This window comes from Amycolatopsis sp. SID8362 (genome assembly GCF_010550475.1).
GTDB classification, from domain to species: Bacteria; Actinomycetota; Actinomycetes; order Mycobacteriales; family Pseudonocardiaceae; genus Amycolatopsis; species Amycolatopsis eburnea.
Map to the genome: position 1 here is coordinate 1 of NZ_JAAGNB010001448.1, position 4097 is coordinate 4097.

Annotated in this window: 1 protein-coding gene; it reads left to right on the forward strand. The window is 74.3% G+C overall.

Translation table 11 applies throughout. From position 1 onward, the window contains the following. The coding region (locus G3I65_RS44465) for a type I polyketide synthase (protein WP_160701439.1) at positions 1-4097 on the forward strand (4097 nt) is incomplete at both ends.

Below are 4097 nucleotides of genomic sequence, written 5' to 3' on the forward strand. Positions count from 1 at the left end.
GCCCCGGAAGCGGCGCGCGAGCGGTTGCTGGACCTCGTCCGCAAGCACGTCGCGGCGGTGCTCGGGCACGCGAGCCCCGACGCGGTCGACCCGGCGAAAGCGTTCAAGGACAGCGGTTTCGACTCGCTGACCGCGGTCGAGCTGCGCAACCGGCTCGCCACCGCGACCGGCCGCACACTGCCCGCGACGCTCGTCTTCGACTACCCGAACCCCGACGCGCTCGTCGGTCACCTGTACGGCGAACTGGCGGGCGCGGCACCCGCGGCGGCGCCGGCCGTCCGGCCGCGGAACCGCGTCGACGACCCGGTCGCCATCGTGGCGATGAGCTGCCGCTTCCCGGGCGACGTCGATTCGGCCGACGCGCTGTGGCAGCTGGTCGCCGAGGGCCGCCACGCCATCGGCGGGTTCCCGGCCGACCGCGGCTGGCCGGTCGACGAGCTGTACCACCCGGACCCGGCGCACCCGGGCACGTTCTACGCGTCCGGCGGCGGCTTCCTGCCCGGCGCGGCGCACTTCGACGCCGCCTTCTTCGGGATCTCGCCGCGGGAAGCGCTCGCGATGGACCCGCAGCAGCGGTTGCTGCTGGAAGTTTCGTGGGAAGCCTTCGAGCGCGCGGGGATCGAGCCGGGCACGTTGCGCGGTAGCAACACCGGCGTCTTCGTCGGCGCCGCCCACTCCGGGTACGCCGCCGGTGCCACCGCCGCCACGGACGGCGTCGAGGGGCACTTGATGACCGGCAACGCGGGCAGCGTGCTGTCCGGGCGGGTCGCCTACCACCTGGGACTGGAGGGGTCCGCGGTCACCGTGGACACCGCGTGCTCGTCGTCGCTGGTCGCGCTGCACCTGGCCGGGCAGGCCCTCCGCCAGGGCGAATGCGATCTCGCGCTGGCCGGCGGCGTCGCGATCCTGGGCACGCCGGACATCTTCGTCGAGTTCAGCAGGCAGCGTGGTTTGTCCCCGGACGGCCGCTGCAAGGCCTTCTCCGACTCGGCCGACGGCACCGGCTGGAGCGAAGGCGCCGGCATGGTCGTCCTGGAGCGGCTGTCGGACGCGCGGCGCAACGGCCACGAAGTCCTCGCGCTCCTGCGCGGTTCGGCCGTCAACTCCGACGGCGCGTCGAACGGCCTGACCGCGCCGAACGGCCCCTCGCAGCAGCGCGTGATCCGCGCGGCGCTGGCCAGCGCCGGACTGTCCACTTCGGACGTCGACGCGGTGGAGGCGCACGGCACCGGCACGACCCTCGGCGACCCGATCGAGGCGCAGGCGGTGCTGGCGACCTACGGCCAGGACCGCGATGAACCGCTCTGGCTGGGCTCGCTGAAGTCCAACCTCGGGCACACGCAGTCGGCCGCGGGCGTGGCCGGCGTGATCAAGATGGTCATGGCCATGCGCCACGGCGTGCTCCCGAAGACCCTGCACGTCGATGCGCCATCGTCCCGAGTGGACTGGGAGTCCGGCGCGGTCGAACTGCTCACCGAGCAACGCGCTTGGCCGGCCACGGGACGCCCGCGCCGGGCCGGGATCTCGGCGTTCGGCATCTCCGGCACGAACGCCCACGCCATCCTGGAACTGCCCGACGAACCGGTGCCCACGCCGGTCGTGGCGCCGGAGCCGCCGGTGGTGGCCTGGGCGCTGTCGGCCAAGGGGGAGCAGGCTTTGCGTGCCCAGGCCCGCAAGCTGGCGTCGGCGGTCGCAGATGCTTCGCCGTCGGCCGTCGCCGGGACGCTGCTCGCGCGCACCCGCTTCGACGACCGCGCGGTCGTGCTCGGCGGCAACCGCGACGAGCTGCTTTCCGGGCTCCACGCGCTGGCCGCCGGAGAACCCGCCCCCGGGGTCGTCCGTGGCACCGTGTCGAACGGCAAGCTCGCGGTGCTCTTCACCGGCCAGGGCGCGCAGCGGGCGGGCATGGGCCGCGAGCTGTACGACCGGTACCCGGTCTACGCGGCGGCGTTCGACACGATCTGCGCCGAGTTCACCGTGCCGGTGCGGGACGTCGTCTTCGGCGACGCGCCGGGCCTGGACGAGACCGGCTTCACCCAGCCGGCGTTGTTCGCCGTCGAGGTCGCGCTGTACCGGCTCTTCGAGTCGTGGGGCGTCCGGCCGGCGTTCGTCGCCGGGCACTCGATCGGCGAGCTGGCCGCCGCGCACGTCGCGGGCGTGTTCTCCCTCGAAGACGCGTGCCTGCTCGTCTCGGCCCGCGCCGCGCTGATGCAGGCGCTGCCCAAGGGCGGCGCGATGGTCTCGATCGCCGCACCGGAAGCCGAAGTGCTGCCGCGGCTGGGCGACCGGGTGTCGATCGCGGCGATCAACGGCCCGGCGTCGGTGGTCGTCTCCGGCGACGAGCCCGAAGTCCTCGCCCTCGCCGCGGAGTTCGCGGCACAGGGCGTCCGGACCAAGCGGCTCAGCGTCAGCCACGCCTTCCACTCGCCGCACCTCGACCCGATGCTCGACGAGTTCCGCGCGGCGGCCGACAAGGTCACCTACCACCCGGCGGAGATACCGGTGATCTCGAATGTGAGCGGTGCTCTCGCCGAGCCGTTCACCGCGGACTACTGGGTGGACCACGTCCGGGAAGCCGTGCGGTTCGCCGACGGCGTCGCGACGCTCGAAGCCGAAGGCGCACGCTTCTTCCTGGAGCTGGGCCCGGACGGCGTGCTCAGCTCGATGGCCCGCGACCTCGTGTCCGACGACGTCGTGGTCGTGCCGTCGCTGCGGCGAGACCGGCCGGAGGAGGCGGCGGCGCTGACCGCGCTGTCGACGCTGTTCGCGAACGGCGCGGCCGCGGACCTCTCGGCGGTCTTCGGCGCCACCGGCCGCGTGGCCCTGCCGACTTATGCCTTCCAGCACGAGCACTACTGGCTCGAACCGGCCGCCCCCGCGCCCGCCGCGGACACCGCGTTCTGGTCGGCGGTCGAACGCGCGGACGTCGGCGAACTGGCCGGCGCGCTGGCCATCGACGAGGCCCAGCGCGAATCCCTGACGGCGCTGCTGCCCGCGTTGTCGACTTGGCGACGGCAGCGGGACGAAGAGTCCGTTGTGGACTCGTGGCGCTACCGCGTCGCCTGGGAACCGGCCCGGGAAACCGGTGCGACGCCGCGGGGCACGTGGCTGCTGGCCGTCCCGGCCGCGGAAGCCGCGCTCGGCGACCGGATCGCCGCGGCACTCACCGCGAACGGCGTCACGGTCACCCGGCGCGACGACCCGACCGAAGCCGACCTGGCGGAAGCGGACGCCGTCTTGTCCTTGCTCACGCTCACACCCGGCACCGGCGTCGTCCCGGCCGGAGTGGCGGCGACCCTCTCGCTGCTCCGGTCGGTCACCGACACTCCGGTGTGGACAGTCACCCGCGGTGCGGTCACGACCGGGCCCGCGGACGCGGCTCCCGACGCCGTCCAAGCGCAGGTCTGGGGGCTCGGCCGCAGCGCCGCCCTCGACCGCCCCGCCGGCTGGGGCGGCCTGATCGACCTGCCCGCGGACTTCGACGACCGGACCGCGGAACTGCTCGTCCAAGCGCTGGCCGACCCGGCCGAAGACCAGGTCGCGCTGCGGGACGGACGCCTCGCCCGCCGCCTCGTCCCGGTCATCGGCGCGTCCGGCGGACGGCTGTGGCAGCCGCGCGGCACGGTGCTCGTCACCGGCGGCACGGGCGCGCTCGGCGCCCACGTCGCCCGCTGGCTCGCCACCGCCGGCGCGGAAAAGATCGTCCTCACGAGCCGCCGCGGCAAGCAGGCGCCGGGTGCGGAAGACCTCCTGGCGGAGCTGACCGCACTGGGTGCTGACGTGACGATCGCGGCCTGTGACGTCGCCGACCGCGCCGCGCTCGCCGCGGTGCTCGACGGCATCCGCGACGACCTCACCGCCGTCGTCCACGCGGCCGGCACCGGGGGAGCGACCCCGTTGGAAGACGCCGATCTCGCGCCGTTCGCGGACATCCTGGCCGCGAAGGTGGCCGGTGCGGAGAACCTCGACGCGCTGCTCGGCGACGCCGAATTGGACGCCTTCGTGCTGTTCTCGTCCATCGCCGGGGTCTGGGGCAGTGGCGGCCAGTCCGCGTACGGGGCCGCCAACGCCCACCTCGACGCGCTCGCCCGCCGCCG